Origin of the sequence: Lactobacillus isalae, from assembly GCF_947539375.1 — a bacterium.
Classification (GTDB): domain Bacteria; phylum Bacillota; class Bacilli; order Lactobacillales; family Lactobacillaceae; genus Lactobacillus; species Lactobacillus isalae.
Window position 1 is genome coordinate 838246 of record NZ_OX443569.1, and the last position, 20587, is coordinate 858832.

12 protein-coding genes and 1 pseudogene are annotated in these 20587 nt (G+C 32.0%); 3 read left to right on the forward strand and 10 right to left on the reverse strand.

Going from position 1 to position 20587, the window contains the following annotated elements; translation table 11 throughout:
• The first annotated feature begins 57 nt into the window (after positions 1-57).
• Positions 58-1318, forward strand: a pseudogene (locus tag QM512_RS04075) (ISL3 family transposase).
• 734 nt (positions 1319-2052) lie between these two features.
• Here QM512_RS04075 and QM512_RS04080 read toward each other — a convergent pair.
• Genes QM512_RS04080 through QM512_RS04090 form a run of 3 tightly spaced genes read right to left on the reverse strand, consistent with a single transcriptional unit; the run spans position 2053 to position 7321 of the window.
• A complete protein-coding gene (locus tag QM512_RS04080) occupies positions 2053-3324 on the reverse strand; it encodes a glycoside hydrolase family 125 protein (protein WP_282806246.1) in 1272 nt (423 codons plus the stop codon).
• Positions 3325-3329: 5 nt separating this feature from the next.
• Positions 3330-5933: a glycoside hydrolase family 38 N-terminal domain-containing protein gene (locus QM512_RS04085; protein WP_282806247.1), complete on the reverse strand. Its 2604-nt coding sequence runs from the start codon at positions 5931-5933 to the stop codon at positions 3330-3332.
• A gap of 20 nt (positions 5934-5953) precedes the next feature.
• Positions 5954-7321 (reverse strand): PTS sugar transporter subunit IIC, encoded by a 1368-nt coding sequence (locus QM512_RS04090; protein ID WP_282806248.1) that lies wholly within the window; start codon positions 7319-7321, stop codon positions 5954-5956.
• A gap of 182 nt (positions 7322-7503) precedes the next feature.
• On the opposite strand from QM512_RS04090, the gene QM512_RS04095 reads away from it, so the two are divergent.
• Positions 7504-8241 carry a GntR family transcriptional regulator gene (locus QM512_RS04095; RefSeq protein ID WP_282806249.1) on the forward strand — a complete coding sequence of 246 codons (738 nt, stop codon included), beginning with the start codon at positions 7504-7506 and terminating at the stop codon, positions 8239-8241.
• Between the two features lie 63 nt (positions 8242-8304).
• Here QM512_RS04095 and QM512_RS04100 read toward each other — a convergent pair whose 3' ends face one another.
• From QM512_RS04100 to QM512_RS04120, 5 genes are all read right to left on the reverse strand, one after another.
• Positions 8305-10593, reverse strand: a complete 2289-nt coding sequence (locus tag QM512_RS04100; protein WP_282806250.1) for a glycoside hydrolase family 3 N-terminal domain-containing protein — start codon at positions 10591-10593, stop codon at positions 8305-8307.
• A gap of 152 nt (positions 10594-10745) precedes the next feature.
• Positions 10746-12557: an FAD-binding protein gene (locus QM512_RS04105; protein ID WP_282806251.1), complete on the reverse strand. Its 1812-nt coding sequence runs from the start codon at positions 12555-12557 to the stop codon at positions 10746-10748.
• A gap of 114 nt (positions 12558-12671) precedes the next feature.
• Entirely contained in the window at positions 12672-13766 is a 1095-nt protein-coding gene (locus tag QM512_RS04110) for a hypothetical protein (RefSeq protein WP_282806252.1), read from the reverse strand.
• The gene (locus tag QM512_RS04115; protein ID WP_282806253.1) at positions 13763-15565 is read right to left on the reverse strand and encodes an SIR2 family protein; all 1803 of its coding nucleotides are present in this window, start codon (positions 15563-15565) and stop codon (positions 13763-13765) included. Before QM512_RS04115 ends, QM512_RS04110 begins: the two co-directional genes overlap by 4 nt.
• Positions 15566-15590: 25 nt before the next feature.
• A complete protein-coding gene (locus tag QM512_RS04120; RefSeq protein WP_282806254.1) occupies positions 15591-17414 on the reverse strand; it encodes a DUF2075 domain-containing protein in 1824 nt (607 codons plus the stop codon).
• A 224-nt stretch (positions 17415-17638) separates the two neighbouring features.
• Here QM512_RS04120 and QM512_RS04125 point away from each other — a divergent pair, with 224 nt between their 5' ends.
• On the forward strand, positions 17639-18784 hold the full coding sequence (locus QM512_RS04125; RefSeq protein WP_282806255.1) for a DUF3800 domain-containing protein: 1146 nt from the start codon (positions 17639-17641) through the stop codon (positions 18782-18784).
• Between the two features lie 76 nt (positions 18785-18860).
• Here the strand turns inward: QM512_RS04125 and QM512_RS04130 are convergent, their stop codons facing one another.
• Positions 18861-20120: a tetratricopeptide repeat protein gene (locus QM512_RS04130; protein WP_282806256.1), complete on the reverse strand. Its 1260-nt coding sequence runs from the start codon at positions 20118-20120 to the stop codon at positions 18861-18863.
• Between the two features lie 100 nt (positions 20121-20220).
• Positions 20221-20496, reverse strand: a complete 276-nt coding sequence (locus QM512_RS04135) for an HU family DNA-binding protein (protein ID WP_004894504.1) — start codon at positions 20494-20496, stop codon at positions 20221-20223.
• Positions 20497-20587: the final 91 nt, after the last annotated feature.

Genomic DNA, 20587 nt, shown 5'->3' on the forward strand with positions numbered 1-20587 from the left:
TAAGCCTCACTGCATTAAATCTTCTGATTCCACTCTAAAGAATAAAAGTGATTGCTTATGTCCTCTAACAATGATTGTATTAAATTTCATCTCAATATTGAAGACCCTAATATTGTTTTTTCTGATTATTTTAAAAAATTTATTAACGGCAAGTTTCATAAGGTCTACGTAGCCGAACTGGTTCTGCCTGCTTGTCCTTTTTAAGCATAATGGCCACTATACTTCTAACGTGCGTTTTATTACTGCTGATGCTAGCCATCCAGTTACTATCAGACTTAATAAACAGCGTGTTTTATGCAATGACTGCCTGAAAAGATCTATGGCTCAATCTAACCTTGTTAATAAATATTGCCATATCTCTAACGCATCCAAGCGTAAAGTATTAGCCGCTCTAACAGAAGATCGCTCTATGACCAGCATTGCTCGTGAGCATAACTTATCAGTTAATACGGTTCAAAGAGTCTTGGAATCTTGTTCTTCTAAGTTCTACGATGGTTTAGATCACCTTCCTGAGCACTTAGCTTTTGATGAGTTTAAAGGCGTTGGCAAGAAGCTCCACTTTATTTGTTTAGATGGTGATTCTCACCAAGTAGTCCAAATCCTTAGAACGCGTTTTAAGCCTGAGATTTTGCGCTACTTCTATAAGTTTACTCCGAAGGCTCGGGCTATGGTTAAGACAGTAACCATGGATCTTAACTGCTATTATCCAATCGTGACTAGAAAGCTATTTTCTAATGCTCAGATTGTCATCGATCGTTTTCACATCGTGCAAATGCTCACCAGATCTTTTAATAGCTTACGAGTTCAGACTATGAAGCATTTTAAGAAGCAAAGCCGTGAATATAAGCTATTAAAATCTACCTGAAAGCTTTATCTCATGAAGTATGATAAGCTCAATAAGAAAACGCCTTGCTATTACTGGCATTTCAAAGACTATCTGACTCAAGAGCACGTTGTTTTAGATGGCTTAGACTGCAATCAAGAGCTTGAAAACACATATTGGGTTATGCAGAACTTTATGGCTGCTATCCAAAACAAAGACGAAAAGCAAATTATTCACTTCCTTCATTCAAAACAAGCTGTCGGCAAGCAAATGCATCAGACATTATTAACTTTTAAACGTAATTATACTGGCGTACTAAACGGCTTCTCTTCCAGCTATTCTAATAGCTGTCTTGAAGGTGTCAATCGTAAAATTAAGCAAATTGAACGTACTGCCTATGGCTATAGCAGTTTTAGACATCTATTAATTAGAATCAGACTGGAAGAAAATATCATAAAAGAAAAGGAATCAAACAACTATTCTTTAGTTGCTTGATTCTCATTCAAAGCTATTCATCAACAGGATTTGCAAAACAGCCAAGATATAAGAAAGAAACTAGTCGTTGTGGTTAGTTTCTTTTTTTGTACTTAAGCATAAATTCATGTATCGCGTTCATTGGAAAAAATAGCGAATTATCCTCATGTATAGAATTAGAATATGCTATTTCATAATAAGATGCTATTGCGTCCTCACCAACTCCTATTCTATTGGTGGACCAATCTTCATTTGTTTCAAGATGAATTCCTATCGCCCAAGCTTTATTTTTCCAATTTCATATTCCACGCTCAAACCATTCATCACCATTCGTTTCATCACAATTATCAATTATATCTTGATCATTTTTTAGGCACAGATAATTATATTTAAACTATTCTCGTTTCTAGTTACGTCTAAAACATTAAAATCGATTTTTCTTTTATCTGCTTCGCGCCAAAAATTGACACTAACTAAATTTATTTTTTTCATATTGCTTTATTAAAGTCCTATTTTATTTACTAAATGTAAGTAGCGATTTGGAGTTAACTCCAAACTTTTTCTGTTTTTTATATATTTTTAGAATATACTTAATCATTTCAACTAAACTCTTGCGAGAGTTAAAATAAGAATCCTATGATATCAATGATTTTCAATACTTTAAAAAACAAAAGTTTATTTTTCAATCTATTTACGGTTAAAAAAACGGTCGAAAAGCTTTTCAACCGTTTTTACAACCGCATTGTGGTTGTAAATTAATTTATATCTAAATAAGCTAATAGAAGCTCACAAAACATCATATCTGCCCAAGAAAACCATTCTCGAGTATATTTTCTAGGATTATTAGGATCAAAACTTTCATGCATTGAGTTGGTTCCACCAGTTGTATGACTTAATACATCTAAAATATTTATTTGCTCTGCTTTCTCCGGTTGAGTTAATGCCAATATTATCATCGCAAGTGGCCAAATATATCCACGAGGAGAATGTTGACTTCCTTGTCCGCACCAATATTGACCAAAATAAAAATACGGATTTTCACTTGATAATAAAACTTTTCGCGTATTTAAATAAATTGAATCATCTTGTGAACAATATCCAATATAAGGTGCAGCAAGTAAACTAGGAATATTAGCATCATCCATTACTACTGAATTACCTAATCCATCAACTTCATATGCATATATTTTATGTCCATCTTTCTTTACGATGCCATATCTTTGTATGCCGTCTTCGATTTCTTTTTCTAACTGCTTAGCGCAAAAAACAATGTCATCATTTTTTAAAATATTCGAATATATTTCTTGAATATACTTTAATATCACCACCGCAAACATATTAGCTGGTATCAAATAATTATACCTACATGCATCATCACTAGGTCGAAAACCACTCCAAATCATTCCAGTGTATTTTACTTTATTTCCTCTACCATGGTGTGCCAGAGTTTCTGTTACTAAATCTGTATCTCTTTCGAAATAATAATTTGAAATTTCATGATGTTGCTCAGTTTTAAACACGTTTAATAATTTTAAAACGCCTTGATTAAATTGTTCATCAAACTGAGATATTTCACCGACTCTTTTATACAATAAATAAGCTAATTGAATTGGATAGCATAAAGAATCAAGTTCGAATTTCCTTTCCCATATCCAATCTGTCATGTCAGTCTGATCCTCTGCATAATGCTTCCCATTAGGAAACTGATTAAAAGCATTAGCATACGGATCTAAATTCATATTAAAAAATTGTCGTTTAAGAACCTTTAGAATAATCTGCTTTATTGCTGGATCTTTCTTGGCTAAAGAAATAAAAGGACGTAATTGAGCAGATGAGTCTCTCTGCCACATTGCTGGAATATCGCCAGTTATAACAAATATTTTATTGTCTTTATCAGGATACAGTGTTTCATTTAAAGTCTTTAAATATCCTTTTTTGAAAATTTTATATAAGTTTTGATGAAAATCACATCGATTTTCTACTTTTTCTAAGTAAGAATCGAGTATATGATCATCTAAATTTATCATTTAAATCACTTCTTTAAAAAAATTCCATAACTTCTAATCTCACCAGGTCTAAAATTATAAAGTTCAAAACTATTGGCATCTACAGCGAGTGTTTTTTCTACCTTATTATTTAAATCCATTTTTAACACATTAACTATAGATTTAAAATTCAGCCTCCCTGCTTTTTTTAGCGTATATTTATTAGGATTATAAATTCTCAGCACAAGTCCAGTATTGTCATTACTAGTATATAAACTAGAAACTACTAATTCATCACAAGTTAGATTAAATAATTTTTTATGTGTTAATAATTCTGAATTTTCATTAATCCAAAAATGTTGTAGTGGATTAGTATATTCATCAATCTTTTGCTCCTGGAACCATAAAAATGGTGATACCATTTGACTTCTCAAATTTTGTAAATTTGCAGGATCAAATTTTGTATTTATGACTAACCCACAAGATATATGCTGCATTCCCTGTAGTTGACTATCTGGCGTTGGAACCCACTTATTAATTAATCCAGAAGCGTCACCTGGACGTCTAATCATATCTGGACGTCCCAAAAAACCTACACATCTAAATAAAGTTATAGCAATTTGTTGAAATTTTTTACCAATTAATTGATATGCTTTTTGTCCGTTAGATAATACACTCCAACTGCTTTGCTTATCATGACTGTTAACAAAATGAAGAAGTGGACGGATAGCAGTTGGCTCTTCATGATAACCTATTTCTTTCCAATCATATAAATGCTTATCAATAACCGGTCGTTTGATGTATCCAAACGCCGTATCAGCATATGAATATGTAGCTTTTACATTGGTATTAACAATCAATCTTAAGCGGTGATCCTTCACCTCATTATCTATATCAAAATTGAGTTCAATTACTGGCGAATTAGCTTTTAATATTAGAGTAAGACAATATTTTTCTTTCTGATTTCTAGCTTTCTCTGATCGAGCTTTTAAGTCTTTAGGTAGGATCCATGTGCCTTTTATGATTAATTTAGAATATATTTTTCCTTTGTATGCCTTAACGTCAGCATCCTTAAAATCAAGATCTATAATCCAATCCTCATAAGCTGGTGAATAATCATATCCATCACCCTCATCTCCACCATCTTCTAACTGCAAAATATTTTCATATTTTCTTTTACTTCTTTTATCCAAAAGACCTATTTTTCCATTACTAAAACTTAACGAATAATTATTATTTTCAATTGTTTTACTGTCAATAAACTCAATACTAAATGATCCAGATTCTTTTATTTGGTAACTGGTCCAATCTAAAGCATCTACTTCGACCAAAACAGCAATAGTAGTTCTATAATAAATATCCTGTTTCATCTCAGCTTTATTTTTACGCAATTCAGCTGCATTAACTTTTTCTTGGCCTAACACATCGAAATCTACATATTTTCCAGTTGAATTTAAGAGTTTAAAATATTTACTTTTTGTACTTAAGATTACTTTTACTACTTCACTCATCTTTTGAGGTTTTACATTCCAAAAGAATAAGTCGCCATTATCAGAATTAGAAGATAATTTTCTCAAAATATAGTATTTTAAAGCATCTGCTAGCTGCAGAGCAATTTTGCCTCGTTGCTTAATATCTTGATTAGTTAAATCAGAATTGCATCCACCGGAAGAATCATGCGCCATTCCTCTACAAATTGTCTTCCAAATCATATCAAGCATACCCGTCTCAGTCTCAATGCCATGATATTTAGCTATTGCCATTAAAGGCTCAATTTCATTAATCATTTCATCTTCTAATTTATTATAAAGATATTTAATATCAGCTCTTGAGGAATAAATGCCTCTATGAATCTTTGAAGAACTAGGATCAATAAATTCTCCAGTATATTCTGGTAAATTTGAATTAGCTATCTGTTCAAAATAGGATGGATAGTTATCCTCCACTAATCTATAATCCTTCTGAATTCCATTAATATAATTAATTCGGTCCTTCAAGTTGAAATCAACTGGACGTTGATCTCCTCCTGCTGGATAAACCAAATCATCTAGTTTTGTATCCGATGAAATTTGATGTAATAACTTAGGATAATCTTCATTTTCAATCAACTGTGATCCCATTGCATAACTATTTTTGATCTCAGCAACCAATACTTTAGATTTATCATCAGAAGTCCAATAGAAATACCTTGCATTCTTTTCTTTCGGCATTCCTCGCCAAAAAACTGCATTTTCTATTCCAAAACCTTGATAAATCTTAGGCATGTCTTGCCCTTGTCCAAATGAATCAGGTAAATATCCAATTTTCATTGCTCCACCTAATTTATCAGCTTCTCTAATACCTAATTGCAGATTTCTTACTATTGATTCACCTGGGGAAAGCAACTCATCAATTTGTGTAAACCATGGTCCAACAAATAATCGACGTTCTCTAACAAATTTTTCAATCGTTTCTTTCTTATCAGGATTAGTTTCTAGATAATCTTCAATAATTGCCATTTGTCCATCTAACAGGTAATAATCTAGTTTATTTTCTTCTAAAGCTTTTAAGACTTCATTTAAATGATATGCGAATTGAACACGCGCATGCTGACGAGTAAAATACCATTCATAGTCCCAATGGGTATGTGCAATTACATGTACTTTTTTCATAATGTTGCTTCCTCTTTAATTTAAGCAGTTGCTCTTGCACCGGCATGTTTACCTTCAGCTTGAGCTTTTTTATGAGCTTTCATTTCTTGTTTTTGGTTTGCCAAAACAAATGGTGCATACAAGAAAGTATCAAGAATTACTAAAACCAATGTTAATACAACGGGACTTAAGTGAAACGCACCCAAAATCCATGTACTTACAAAGATAGGTTCACTACCAGTATTAAGGACAACTAATGGAACTACCCAACCAATCTTAGTGACAATATAAGCTATTACTGCATTGATAATTGGAACAAATACCCATGGAATAAACATAATTGGATTTAAAACGATTGGAAGACCGAATATAATTGGTTCGTTAATCCCAAAGCATCCAGGAATAAATGCTAATTTTGCCACTTCACGCTCCATAGATTTCTTTTTACAGAAAATTAAAATTGCAAGTAACAATCCAAAAGTAGCACCAGAACCACCAATCATGGCATAAACATTAGTCATGGTATTAGGAGCAATCATAATTCCTTTAAAACTTTGTGTTTTAGCATATTTCGCTACTTGCTCCAAGAAAAGTGGTAGCCAAAATCCTGAAATAATTCCCCAAACGATATTAAATCCATGCAATCCAACAAACCATAAAAGCTGTTCAGCTAAAATAACGATAATAATAGCTGGTAATCCAGTACCTACAGAAAGTAAAGGCTTCATTAAAATTTGAGAAATCATTTGTACTAATGAATTAAATCCTAATGCTTCAAGACCTAATCTTGCAACACCAAAGATAAGCAATACTTCAAGCATCGGAATCAAAGCAAAGAATGAGTCAAAAATATTTTGTGGCACGCTAGAAGGCATTTTAATTGCAAATTTCGATCTACTAAACCGAGAATATAGAAATACGGAAATCATGCCTACTAGTAAGGCTGTAAACATCCCCTCGTAACTGAAAAAACTTGTAGCAAATCCTTCAACTACTTTAGCTTTAGAATTATTAAAGTTAACATTATTTGGCACCATTACAAAATACGTTGCAAAGGAAAGTAATGTTGCAATAAAGATATTCATGTTCTTATTTTTAGGATCTTTATGTAATTCCTTAGCATAAGAATAACCACTTGAAAATAGAACTGTTATACCGATCATTCCTAACGTAGCGGTACCAATATAGCCACAAAGTTTATCTAATTCAACCAGCCAAAACCAAGTAATATGTTGATTATTAATTAAATTATCTAGTTCTGTTTTAATTAAATTTGAAAATGACCCAATAACAGTAAACGGAATAATTCTGATAAAAGCATTCTTTAATGCTTGTAATACACTATTGCCATTTACCCATTCTGAAATAGCAAGTAATCTTTGTTGGAGTTTATTCAGATCGAATTTCATCGTTCTTTCCTCACATTCTATGAATATATCTCCCTAAATATACCTTTTATAGAAAGCGCTTTCTTCATTTTTAGTTATACACCCGTTTTATATAATTGACAACGTATATCTCAAAATTTGTAAATACAAATTTTAAGAATGGTATAATAGACTTAGATTAAACATAGAAAGAACTGAGATAGATGAGTTTATATCTAGATATATATAATGATATTAAGAGTAGTATTCTAACCAATCATTATCGTGCTGGAAAACCTCTTCCCACTCAAGAAACTTTAATAAAAAAATATAATACTAGTCGAGTTACTTTAAAAAAAGCACTAGATAAACTTCAAGAAGAAGGACTAGTTTATAGTCATCAAGGATCTGGGACCTTTGTAAGACCACATTTATTTGACACTGATGATGAATTGCTCCCTTTAGATTTGCCAATTGGAACCACCTATACTCACCGTGATCAAAAAATAACCAGTAAAGTTTTATACTTTAATGCACGACTCCCAAACGAAGTTGAACAAAAGAAATTACATCTCTTTCCAGAAGAACCTGTATATGAAATTAAACGTATCAGATATATTAATGATAAATTCCATAGCTATGAACACACTATAATGCCTACTAAGATAGCCGTTATAGATAAAGATGTCTTAAATCAGTCAATTTATGGATATTTAGGATCTAAAAATATCTTTTTAACTGATGCAAGAAGAATTATTTATGCAGAAAGCACAACTCAAGAGTTGGCTAAACTTTTAGAAATTAAAGTCAATACACCCTTACTAGTTATTGAACAAGTTGCTTTTAATCAAAATGGAATTCCTTTTGAATATTCCAAGTCCCGTTTTATTGGAAATCACTCTCATTTTTCTATTGATATTCATCGTGATATGAATGATATTTTAAATTATTCTCAAAAATAAAAAGCGATAAGTCTTAATTGTGAAGCTCATATCTACACTTCGCAATTGGATTTATCGTCTTTTTTATATATTTATAATTTTAGATATATTTCCTACCTGAAATTTAACCTGATTAGCTCTAACTTTCTTCATTTGATAATCATAGATGCTGAGACTAGTTTTAGATATTTTAAATACAATCACTTTAGATTGTCTCGGTGGGATAGAAGTCCGCTTAAAGCCTTTTAGCAACTTATATCTTGGTAATACGTTTCCTCCAAACAGAGTAGCAAATAATAAAATTGATGTTTTAATTAAATACTGACCTGTATTTTCTACCTCTATTTTTATTTTAATTAGGTCCTCAATGTTTGAAATTTTTAAATTCTTGTATTTTAAAGTAGAGTAAGATAAGCCAAATCCAAATGGATACAATGGTAATCCAGGCTCATCTACATAATTATACTGTTTAGAGTTTTTTCGCTGATAATAATAAACTGGTAATTGCTGACTATTTCTTGGATATGAAATAGTCAAACGTCCTGAAGGAATTGCATCTCCTTTTAATAAATTCGCTATAATTTCTCCACCTTCTTGACCAGGATACCAACCAATTAAGACAGCCCTTGATTTTTTAGTTGCATTTCTAATATCATATGGTCTTCCTTGAATCAAAATAGAAACAATATTCTTATTCACTTCATGCAGCGCATTTAATAATTTATCTTGATTACCACCTAATGACAGATCAGCTAAATCCAAATTCTCACCTGTATCCATATTTTTATCAGATGACTTAACTGCCCCGTTGTCTAAAAAATCCGCCCCGAAATTTCTTGTACTCGATCCACCAAGAACCAAGATAATTATGTCACTTTCTTTAGCTAACTTAATGGCTTGGTCGAAATTAGATATATCATTAATACTTCGTACCTCACACCCCTGACAATACCTAACTTGTGACTCTTTAAACTGGTATTTAATTGAATTATATATAGTCTTCTTTTGAAAAAATTTGTTTTGTGGCGAAGTATAATCTCCTAACATATTATAAAAATGATCAGCATTTGGACCAATTACTGCAATTTTTTGATGGACTTTATCATTTAAAGGTAAAAAGCTATCATTTTTAACCAAAGTAATACTTTCTTCAGCTAACCTTTTATTAATATTTTTTGATTTTTCCTGTATTTTATGTAATTTTTCTTTGGGATCAGTAATATAGGGATGATCAAAAAGACCAAGAAGGAATTTAATCTGTAATACATGTCGAACAGCTTGATCTAAATCAAATTCAGAAATGACTTTCTTTTTTATTCCCTCTTCCACTTTAGTATATGTATCATCCCATAAACTTAGATCGACTCCAGCTTTTAAGGCTAAACTTGCTGCATAATTTGGATCAGAAATTGCATCACTTAAGCGATCTAAAGCTAGACCATCTGCCATAATTATTCCCTTAAATTTATATTTTTCTCTCAATATATTCTTCAATAGACGTTGATTTATGTGACATGGCACTCCATTGATATCATTATAAGCAGCCATAATACCAATTGCATTTGCACAAGATTTAAGAAGTGAATAATATATTTCTTTAAAATCTCGTTCTCCAATAACTACCGTCCCAGAGTTGTGCCCACCTTGGGCCTCTCCTTGAGCTATGCAGTGTTTTAAAACAACCCCTATACGCTTATGATTCGGATTAGCTTGTGCAACTGTTTTTAGTGTAAAATCTCCCATTTCATTTATTAAGCCATTTTGAAATCCATCAACCGTAGCTGTAGTCATTTCACTAGTCAAATACGGGTCTTCTCCGAAACACTCTTCAGTTCTTCCCCAACGAGGATCCTTAGCTAGATCTAAAGTAGAAACTAATGCAAGATTCACACCTTTACATGCTAATTCTTCAGCTATTAAATGCGAGCTACTTCTAATTAATCGTGTATCAAAAGAATTTCCTTTACCAATATTAGTAGGATAAGAGATCGAATCTAAGCCTTGATGACCATGTGGGCACTCTTCTACTAATAAAGCCGGAATATGCAATCTAGAGTTTTCAATTACAGTCTTTTGAATTTTATTAGCAACCTTCCAAGCATCTTGAGGTAAAACACCATTTTCATAATTAATTTGCGACCAAGGATCTGCTCTAAATACACCATAAAGTGCACCAATACCTCCGCCCCATTTAATATGATCAATAAAGTCTTTTTTTATTTTAATCGCTTTACTTTGATGATCAAATGAGTAAGTTTTCCAACCATAAAGGTGTTGGTTAATTTGACCTACTTTTTCTTTAATCGTCATTCGTTTTAATAAATCTTCTACTCGCTCTCTGATAGTCAAATCTTTGTTTTGGTATGGTAGCATATTATCACCTCTACAGTCATTTTAGACCCGTTTTTATAATTGTAAACATATTTTATGAAATTTGACTATACAAATTTCATAAAACAAAAAAAACGCTACTCTAGTAGCGTTTTTTATACGACAAATACTATAAGAATTAGTACTCCTTATGCTTATTCCTTCACATTCTTCAAAGCCTTGCGGACGGCTTCGCTGATTGCGCGACTTGTAGCAGATGCACCCGAAACTGCATCAACATCTGGAGTGTTTTCTTTAACAATCCGCTCTGGAATGACCTTTAGTGCTCGCTTGCCGACATCTTCACTTTCGTGATTTTGTACAACTTCGACATTCTTAATTCCATTGTCATAGGTGACACGCACAACAAGCTTGCCACCAATACCGGCATTAGATTCGCCCAAATATTGGTCCTTATCAAGCTTAATATCCTTAATCTTATCACCGTCAGCTAATTCGTTAATTCCGTTATACTTATCAGAAGCTTCAGCCGTAACCTCATCAGTAACGTTAGCTGCTTGCTCGCCTGCAATCTTACCAAAAATCAAACACTCAGCTAAATTGCCACCGCCTTGATACTGATTTGCGTTAATACCACCTAATTCACCAGCACCATACAAGTGCGGAATTGGATTGTTATTAACATCCAGAATTTCAGCTTTAGTATTTCTTTCTGGTCCTCCCTGCGTATTCAAAACATTGTAAGCCATCTTAATTGCATAAAATGGACCATCTTCCGCAAATTTAGCCATTGACTTAATATCTCGACCAAATTGATCATCATGACCATTTTCTACAAAACGGTTAAACATCTCGACTTGTTCCTTTAAGCCGTTTGCATCAACGCCTGTATTTTTAGCCAGCTCTTCAAGCGTATCAGCCTTAATCAATTTTTCATTGAACTTATCGTATGGAATCTGCCCTGCTTCAATAGTTTCATATTGTTTTTGATCAAAAATAATATATGGCTTCTCATGACTGCGTGGAACGCGCCAAATACCGTGATCGAAAATGTGTCCATGACGGTTGGGACCAGCTTCGTTAAAGTAGCGCTTACCATCATCTACTACCATCAATACGCTACCGTGGTTAAGCTCAGGCCAACTGAGAACTAGCTTAGATCTCTCGCCTTCTGGTGTATCAAATGATAAACCATGCAGTAAACCAAGCGACTCGTAATTATACATATGCCACATCTTAGCGCCGACTTCTTGTGCCATCGAAATACCATCACCCTTGTTGTAAATAGTACCTAATGGAGCAAGTTTAGGAGCAGCCAAGTAGTTTTGTATCATTTCCTTGTTATTTTCAAAACCACCTGTTGTCAAAATAACGCCTCGTCTAGCTAGGACATTGATCTTTTGACCTAATTTTTCAATCTGAACACCCTTGATCACTTTAGAAACTGGATCTTGAATCAAATGACTAGCACGTGCCTCATACCAGACATCAATCTTATCTTTACGATCTAGAATTTTTTGTCTTAAAAGTTTCCAAAGAGCTGCATCAAACCATCCATTATGAACCAATGTATAGTCATGTGCTTCATGTCCCTTTAGTTCAGGATATTCTTGAGCAACTTCAGCCCGATATTCCTTTGGTATCTTACTAAAGTCATTAATAAAACTAACTGGTTCAACGCCTAAGTACTTCTTCACATATTCCCGCATGTTACACATTCCGCGTACATAGGTTTCAACCATATCTTCTGGCAAATCCATCGGATGCGTTAAGCCATGATAGTATTCCTTTAACTTGTCATAATCGGTCCCGGTGCCAAGAAGCTGGGCAGAATATCTAGTGTTGCCGCCTTCATGACCATAAGGAGCAACATCAACAATTAATACTTTAGCGCCATTATCAGCTGCGAATCTTGCAGCAGTTGCGCCTGCTCCACCAAAACCTAAAACAACAACATCATAATTTGCTTTCCAGTCAATAACTGGAGACTTTGTTTCTTGTTCCATATCTATTCCCTCGTCTTTTTTGTTATCGCTTACAAGAGATATTATAAGCGTTGACTAAAGCTTTGTATAATAATTAGCTATGTGGTGGGGATAGTTGTTATTTAATTTTAAAGTTTATGCAAAATAATTAAAATAAATAGTTTCTAAGTCAGGCGATAACTTATTTTCTCTAAATGCTTGTATCAATTTGCGTTTTATTTTATTTTTAATATCTTTATCTGAAGAAACACTTTCTAAAATATTTACTTCGAACTCTTTCAACCAATCTAATTTAAACTTATTATAATCAAAATTCTGATAATTAATTAACCACTGATCTGCGGGCATACCATATCTCTTAATAACATCTCTCACATCTTCACTCGTATATTTACTTCTTACAACACATAATCTTGTTAAGAGATGCGTTAGTTCTTTTACTTTATTTGGTAGCTCTTTTACTTGAAAAGCCGAAATGTCTTTACTTCGCAAATAATTGATTAAACTATTTTTTTCTTCTTCATCTAAGTTAATAATATTAAAGATAGCAAGATACAATTTTATCCTAAATCTATCATAGTCATTGTTAAATTCTTTATCTTTAAAATAATTTTTTATCTTATTTCTAACGCTATTATTAGCCAACCCATATAGAGAAATTATTACCTCATCCATATTATTTTTTATAGCTTGTTCAACTAGTGATATATTATCAAATGACTCATCAATGCTTTTCAAATATTCATTTAAGAAGCAGACTCTCTCTGAAGCCATTGCTAACTTATTTTCAATAATCAAATTTATATTTTTGATTATTATCTTTTTTAACTTCTCTTTGTTTTGATTATTAATTAATTTTTGGCGTTTAATATTGATCAAAAACTGGCTAATGAGATTTTGATTAGTGACAACATAAGAATATATCAAGTAATCATCAATAGAATTCAATATTTTATTAGCTATTTTAGTATTTAGTTTTAAAAAACCACATAAAGCTATTAATTTCCAATATAAATCATTTCTTATATCATCTTTATAATGTGCCTCGATGATATTAGGAATAATCGTTTCCAAATAATCGATGCCCTTTTCGTTTAGATTAATGAATGGTTGATATTGATACTTATCAAATAGTTCATATATACTTTTGGAGCTTGAAGAATATTTAATTATTAAAAACAAATCAAAAGCATCTAAATATTCTTTTTTTATATTACCCGTATGAATCAATGGATCAAAAGTATCTTTTTTTCATCGGACGCAACAGAAAAAAGTATAGTGCGAATATATAACTTATAATTATCATTAATATCTCTATAAAAATCTAATAATAAATAATTTTTGAAAACAAAATTATATAAGTCCATTGCTTTAATCTGAGCTTGTTCATAACCTGGAACACCGTGAAAAAACATATAATCTGTATTTGCTTGTTTAGAAGTTTTTAGGTTTAAATCATACAAATCTTGAAATATAGTATAAGAATAGCTCCAATGATCAATATCCCTTATTAGGGGGACTTTATCATTTATGTCATCCGATCTTTTACTAAAATCAATATTACTTATTTCATCTTTAATCGCTTCGACTGCAGATTCATCAATCTCAAATCTATAAGATGCCTCGGTAATAATTTTACCAATCCATTTTCTATTAAATTGTGAAATATAATATAATCCATATGCTCTTTCTTCAAAAAGTGCAATACTTGCTTGTTTTAAATAATTATAGCTAGACAACAGATCTCCCAAGTAATAAGCTATGCTCGCCTGCTGAAGAAGAACTTCACCACTATTTTTTTCTAATAAAATCTCGTTTTTATTTTTTAATTTATTAAGCATTTGCCAGTTAAAAGTATATACATACTCCTCTATATTTGTCTTTTTCGTAGGAGTATCAAATGTTATCTTTTTATTATCACTTTTTATTCCCTGAATCATGCTTTTATGTAGTATATTTAAAATTGTTTTTACTTTTTGTTTTTCAACAGGATCTTGTATATCATCTAAATCAGAACAAAGTATATTCAGCGTTTTTTGTATCTTCTTACTAGTATTACCTGCAGATAAAAACAAATTATCTGCAATATAAAAACCACGCTTCCATAGTGCACTATTCAAATGCTTTATAGTTATATAAGGAAAGTCATTATACTTTTTTAGTTCAATATATATATCATCAATTAAATTAGACGTTCTATCCGGTAACAGAAAATAATCTAAAACATTATTAAGATTCATACCGACATTCGTTGAATCAAAGCTATCTTGGTTTAATTCGCTTGCATATATAATTTTTACCCCAAGATTTTTATAATATAACTCCTCATTTTCATCATATATACTATCAGCATTAACTAAATAAGAGAATCGCATATTCTCACCAACAATATTTTTTACCCAAGTAAAGATCTGTTTTAAATCTGGATCATTAAAAGAATAACCAATAAATAAAAGAACTTTAGATCCTATGATTGATTTAATATAATTCTCTATCAGCTTGAAATTTTTAGAATAATTTAAATAATCTTCTTCTTTCAATACAAAATTATCATGTGCGAAGTCCCCATGCATTTTTATTAATTCTTTATTGTATTTTCTATATGGTATATCTTTATCTTGCGAAATTATCTGTCTAATTTCTCCATATTCTTCTGATGCACGTTCAATAAGATTATCATAATTTGTAGTAATAATAGAGCGCGCATTAAATCTTAAAATTTTACGATGAATATCAGATACTGGCAAATTTATACCATCTTTAAATATTTCTCTCATTAAAGTATTGTATGCTTGTTTTCCATGAGAATTATAGTAATATTGTGGTATTTTTAGAAAATCACTGTTTTCAATTTTACCAAGTCCAAGTAAATTTCCTATGTGTTGCACTGCATCTTTCCAAATAGGCATACCAGAATTAATTGATACACCTGCTCCAATAAACAAAACTAATTGATCAGCATCTTTGGCTTCTTGAATGATTCTTTTCGCTTCTCTGTATGAATTTGGAATATTTATTTCTCTATTCATATGATTTAATGCTCCTCTTTCATCCCTAATTGTTTTTCGCTTTCTCTAACGCCTTTTGCAGCTCTGGATCAACAGCATGAATATACAAACCATGCACACCACGTGTCATTAAAACATTGAATTCATTTTTTAATAACATATCAGCATAACTCTTAGTTGAATCACGTTTCTGCGTCGCTTTACTGTTAGAACTTTCTGCTGGATCATGGATAATTCGACCATTACGATATTTTACAGAGGGACCAAGTTCAACACCAACATAGTTCAAATCAAAACCTTGTACTGTGTAGGTTGATCCTATTTCCGCAATAGTATAGTCTTTTTCTGCCCATGATTGATTACTATATTTTACGGTTCTATGTGCTCTATGCTTGCTTTCATATTTATCTCGTTTATTAATCTCATAGTTCCATGGCATATGCCAATCGCCCTCAGATACTTCCCAATATTTTTGATTTTTTGGCGGTTGTGTTTTTCCTCCTGAATATTCCCAATCAAAAGTTGCAACCATTCTGCTAATTCCATTTTTTTGATCTTTGTTCTTTTCCTCAATGGCCTTTTGCATTTCCTCAGGAGTCTTAAAAACTTTGATTTGATATTTACTATCTTGAGGTATTTTATTAATGATTCCATTATCAATAAGATTACGAAGCCAATCTATTGTAGCTTGAGAAGCGTCAATTCTCATTTGATTTTTCAAATAAATAATATTTTCCTTACCTGCTTTTCGTTCCAAATCAGCAAATTTTTCATCTTCTAAAACAGAAGCTATTGACAAAACTTGCGCAGGATCATAAACGGCCATAACTACTTTTGCTCGTTTTAAAATATCTTCTAACATATTCTTTCCGTACTTAGCATATGCTTGATTTCTTTGTGTCAGTAGTAAATGCGCTTCATCAATCAAAGCTATATCAATTTTTTTCGATGGCTTAACCTTATTTATAAATGTAATTGGCTTAGCCACCAGTACTTGTTCATCTTTATCAAAGAGTTTCTGTGATATTTTTTCATATACCTTAAGTTGTTCATTTTGGTTAACAATCATTGCTACTGATAATCTTTCAGCTTTTTTACCTCCTCTTTGCTCTTTTGCAGAAATTTGATCTTCATGTACCAAATCATAAAAAATATTGCTCATTAACACAGTTTTACCTGATCCGGCATTTCCCTCAACTAAAATCAATTGACCTTCAGGCAGATTTTTATTTTTTTGAACAAATAAAGTTTCATTGATTTTATCTATAACCTTAGATTTTGCTAACAATTGTTCATTCGTTAATTTATTAAATGGTGAAGCTTTAAATATAGCTGAAGATTCAATAATTTTACGTGCAGGAAATAAATCGTCATTTTGGTTACCTAGTTTTTTCCAAATCAGATTAAATAAACTATTAAATTCATCTGAATCATAGTATCTATTTTGCTCATTATGACGTCTATTATTTAAACGATGTACAGCTGGCACACTACTTAGATACTGCATCAATCTATTTTCTATGTCTAAAGTCATAGATTTATTAAAATGCTCGTGACCAATTACAAACATATTTGCATTTTTTGAATTTTTGAAGTTAAAAAAATCATCACGTTTAGCTGGATCTGCATCTAAATGCTGTAATGTACGTCTTTGAATATCATTCGTTTCACCAACATAAACTGTGTATTGTGACCTTTTACTATTTATCGGATCATTAATGACATAAACAGTCGGGAACTCAGTTAATAAAACTCTTTTTGTTTCATCCGTAGCATATTCTTCACTAATCTGTGTATTTAATTGACTAGCTGTTTGAACGTTATATTTAGTTTTATATATTACCGGTGATTTTAGATTTCTTTTTGTCAAACTAATGTACTCTCTTTCTACTCATTAAATTAAAATATATCACAGTATTCATTAAACAAAAAAGCCCATTTTCAATTTATAGAACTCATTTTATACAACTTCACATAATTAAAAATATGAATTGCACTAAAGCCTAACCTTCCCTAAAATATATTCCCGTGTTCGCTTCCTTTAAGAACATACGTTCGATATAATGCTCATATAAATTACTTGTAGGTGAAATCATGATTCTGAAAAAACTTTTTCAACCACGACGGCATGCTAAAGAATTCCATATTTTTATTGATGAAAGCATCTCGTTTCAATCTCACTCAAATAATACAACTGAACAGTTTTATACCGGTTTTTTAGTCATTCCAACTTTTCAGCTCAGAGAGCTATATGATAGGTATTTTCAAAAAATCTATCGCTCACATCGTAAAAGAGAGAAAAAGAGTGTAAATGTTTCAGACACGATGAATCGGTTAGCTTTAGATATTGTTAACCCCTTTCTAACTAGCGCTTATATTTATCAACGCCCTACTTACCATAAGCAGGATACTTCACTTGATAAAGCTATTGTGCAGCAAGTGTTAATGCTTCAATCTTACATTTACCCAATTAAAAAAATTATTGCAGATCTACGCCACCACAATCCTACTGTTGACTTAAAATTACATATTTATCTTGATCAAACTAATTTGAATTCTCAGCTTGAAAGTGAATATTTTAGCTGTAAGTTACTTTCCCAGATTATCAAAAGTTTAGGCGAAGAAAACCATATGCTTTTCAGCTATCAAACGTGCGACAGTAAGAAAGAGTTAGGTATTCAAATGGCTGATATGCTCGTTGGGGTCTATCGCAAGCAAGAAAAACATGGCGTAAATGATGAGAATACCACTATCATTCCTTTTAAAGTTACATCAATGATTGATACTCTAGATTTTCAAGATCAAGACACCTTTTTGAAATTATATGTTTTAGTAAGTCTTACAATGAAAAGTCCTACTAAAAAAGATTTAACAGCTTTTAAAAAAGTACTTAAGAATAAGCTAGACTTGGATTCTCACCAACATCAAAAAACAAATAACTTTAATACTATAAGAATGAAATTAACTAAGGCAAAAACTAAAACGGATGAAGAAAAATTTAACCGCAAATTTGTCAAAATTTTAATCTCATTGAATAAATTCCTACTTAAAATTTATGGGCAAGAAGTGCCAAGTGCGTACATTAACAACTTAAGTCGAAAATATAATCATAAAAGCTGTAATCGTTCAATCACTAATATGCAACGAAATATAAACAAAGTACAATTAAGTAAACTTAAGATTTTTATACTTAAATTAGGTGTTAGAAGATTTAACAAACAACTGGATAAATTATTATAAATAAAATATCCCTCAAATTATCTTCGAGGGATATTTTTTAATATCAAAGTCTATTACTTTCTAAACAGTTGCTATACTACTCTTCACTATTCAATTCATCTAGCATATCTTGCATATCAATATCGTCAGGTTGAACTTGCAAATACTTCTTAATTAATTCCTTAGTCGTTGGAATTTCACGCAATTCATAGAACAAGCTAATCATTTGTCTCAAGAAGCTTGCATTTTGTTGAAAGGCAGGATAAGCAAGTAAGAATTCACTCTTAGCCTTATCATAGTCTTCAAGTCTTTGATATGAGATAGCCATATTCCAGTGAGCTTGTGGTTCAAGCTCTTCATCATCAAGATCCTTAAATAAGGCAATATTAGCCTCATCTTGGTGCTGGTGAAGATACAAGTTAGATAGTTGCAAGCGCAAGTCACTATTGTCTGGAGCGATTTCTAGGCCCTTCTTAAGCAAGCGTTCTGCTTCATCCAGTTGATTTAAATTAGCAGCTGCTTTAGCACCCAAACTATACAAGACTTCATCTAGTTCATTATAAGAAAGACCTGTCTGAGCCGTTCTCAATACTTCTTCATTATTATCTTCTGCGACATAAGCTTGAGCAAGCAATGGATATGCATTTACATAGTCCGGTTGAGTTTCGATCACTTGATCTAAGTACTTAATTGCGGCTTTGTTGTCGCCAGCAGATAACATAATTAGACCTGCTTCATACAAAGCATCAATACTCAAGATATCATTTTCATGACTCTTAATTTCGTTTGCTGCTTCTTCGTACTCACCTAACTTAGCAAGACAAGCGGCGATTCTTTGGCTTAAAACTACCTCACCAAAGGTCTTGTTTTCTTTTGCAAGCTCACGATACAAGCCTAATGCTTCACCATAGTCGCCACTTAAATAATCAAGTTCAGCTAAGCCAAAGTTAATTGCATCTTCTTCAGGAGCCAATTTATGAGCTTCCAAGAGCTTTTGACGAGCTGTTTCGATCAGGCCATTACTTTGGTAATAATCAGCCAAATCAAGCAAACTTTCGACATAAGCATCACTTTCTGGCTTTACATCATATAAAAGCTGCAAGCCATCGTCTTCATCGCCATCATTTAACAAAATCTCAGCTAAGTATACCTTAAACAAATCTTCTCTTGGAAATTGTGCAATCAAATAACGATAAACTTCCTTAGAAAGATCAGTAAAACCAAGATCAGTTAAATTTTCAGCTAACGAGGCTAAAACTTCTGGATCATCATTATCAAGTGCTTTTTTAAGAAGAATTCGATTATCAGAAAAATCGTGATTTTGAATTGCATCTAATAGTTGTTCAGAATAAGTCATTTTTTCACTCTTTTCGTTTGTGCTAACACAATAATTGTACACAAAAAACGTGCCAAGCTATACAACTTAGCACGTTTTTATTTTGCTAGTAACTGAACAATTACTTAACAGCATCCTTAAGAGCCTTACCTGGCTTGAATGCAGGAACCTTAGAAGCTGGGATTTCGATTTCAGCCCCAGTTTGTGGGTTACGACCCTTACGAGCTGCACGGTGACGTACTTCAAAAGTACCGAAACCGATCAATTGAACTTTTTCACCCTTAGCAAGATCTTCTTGAATAGAGTTAAAGATTGCATCAACTGCAGCAGCAACTTCTTTCTTGGTTAAGTCAGTTTTAGCAGCAACTTCAGAAACTAATTCTGCCTTGTTTGCCATTCCACTTCACCTCCCGAAATGAACTAATAATATTTTAAAACAAAACCTTTGAAAATAAGAAAAATGATTTATTCATTTATTCCCTGCAATA

Excerpts from the sequence above, each read along its gene's own strand:
- QM512_RS04105 (WP_282806251.1), bottom strand. The coding sequence starts at position 12,557 with ATGGAACAAGAAACAAAGTCTCCAGTTATTGACTGGAAAGCAAATTAT.
- QM512_RS04100 (WP_282806250.1), bottom strand. The coding sequence starts at position 10,593 with ATGCTACCATACCAAAACAAAGATTTGACTATCAGAGAGCGAGTAGAA.
- QM512_RS04135 (WP_004894504.1), bottom strand. The coding sequence starts at position 20,496 with ATGGCAAACAAGGCAGAATTAGTTTCTGAAGTTGCTGCTAAAACTGAC.
- QM512_RS04095 (WP_282806249.1), top strand. The coding sequence starts at position 7,504 with ATGAGTTTATATCTAGATATATATAATGATATTAAGAGTAGTATTCTA.
- QM512_RS04115 (WP_282806253.1), bottom strand. The coding sequence starts at position 15,565 with ATGAATAGAGAAATAAATATTCCAAATTCATACAGAGAAGCGAAAAGA.
- QM512_RS04085 (WP_282806247.1), bottom strand. The coding sequence starts at position 5,933 with ATGAAAAAAGTACATGTAATTGCACATACCCATTGGGACTATGAATGG.
- QM512_RS04090 (WP_282806248.1), bottom strand. The coding sequence starts at position 7,321 with ATGAAATTCGATCTGAATAAACTCCAACAAAGATTACTTGCTATTTCA.
- QM512_RS04130 (WP_282806256.1), bottom strand. The coding sequence starts at position 20,120 with ATGACTTATTCTGAACAACTATTAGATGCAATTCAAAATCACGATTTT.
- QM512_RS04080 (WP_282806246.1), bottom strand. The coding sequence starts at position 3,324 with ATGATAAATTTAGATGATCATATACTCGATTCTTACTTAGAAAAAGTA.
- QM512_RS04125 (WP_282806255.1), top strand. The coding sequence starts at position 17,639 with ATGATTCTGAAAAAACTTTTTCAACCACGACGGCATGCTAAAGAATTC.